General features: G+C 56.8%; 1 protein-coding gene. It reads right to left on the bottom strand.

Annotated features, from left to right (window positions below; genetic code table 11):
* A partial coding sequence (locus tag DS743_RS07125; protein ID WP_258945821.1) for a porin occupies positions 1 to 1,050 on the bottom strand: 1,050 nt, incomplete at its 3' end.
* Positions 1,051 to 1,145: the final 95 nt, after the last annotated feature.

Raw genomic sequence — 1,145 nt, forward strand, 5'->3', positions numbered from 1 at the left:
ATTGTCTTCAGCAACGGTGTTCTTCCACTCGCCACCAAACTTGGTGTAGGAAACTTCCGGCGTAACGGTGAAGCCAGGAACCAGTTCGTAAGCAACGTTAGCCGTAACTGCCGTCTTGCCCCAGTCGTCATGCGCAGCCTGCAGGTTGAAGGCAGCCTTCTGCGTAGCCTGATACTTCAGACCACCCCAGACAGCCCAATCGCCGCCCCACTGGCCGTAGTTCTGATCCGGCGTAGCAGCGGACGAATATGCGCCCTGCAACCAAACCGAGAACTGGTCGGTGATGTTGACGTCGCCACGAACCTTGGCAGCCCATTCTTCTATGACCGAGTCATAGGCAACAACACCAGCGATCGAACCCCAGCCGCCAGCATACTTCAGGCCGCCAACAACGTCAGGCATGTAGCCGTCGATGTGGTAGTTGGTCGTGCCAGTGTAACCACCGTCGTTGTCGCCACCCTGTTCGAGAGCGATCACAGCCGAGAAGCCGTTTCCGCCAGTGAAGGTGTACGAGATCTTGCCGGTGCGGTAGGAGCCAGCCGAGATCACGTCATCGTTGATGACATCGCCGAGGTAACCGGTGAAGGTATGGAATTCCGATTCATCGATACCAACGCGCAGACCACCGAGCTGGATATACGCGAACTCCATGACGGTGCCGCTGCTGGTTTCATTACCATATTTACCATCTACGCCCGAATTGTTCGCAGCATAGTTGAAGCGCAGTTCGGTGAAGGTCTTGAGGGTGCCGAGTTCGGTTTCCGAACCGGTGGAAACGCGGAGTGCGAAACGAGCGCTCTTGTCCCAGCCATTGCGGTCGGTACCGGAGTAAACGTCATCGCCGCCCTTTACGTCGTAACGGACGTAACCATGGACGCGCAGGCAGGTTTCGGTGCCCGGAATGTAGAAGTAGCCAGCGCCGTAAGCGTCGCAAACGCGGACATATTCAACGGCTTCGGGCTCTGGCGCGACGATTGCGTCGGCAGCCTGAGCGCCGGAAGCTGCAACCAGAGCTGCAGCGGAGCCAAGGAGAAGGCTCTTGATGTTCATTTCTGACCTCCAGTCAAAGTTAAAAATGGGTCTGGGCATTCTGATTTGGCTGAAGGACAACCTGTCCCCATCCCCTAATTGAAAAAGTCGCCCCG

Source organism: Lactobacillus leichmannii (assembly GCF_024701915.1).
Taxonomy (GTDB): Bacteria; Bacillota; Bacilli; order Lactobacillales; family Lactobacillaceae; genus Lactobacillus; species Lactobacillus delbrueckii.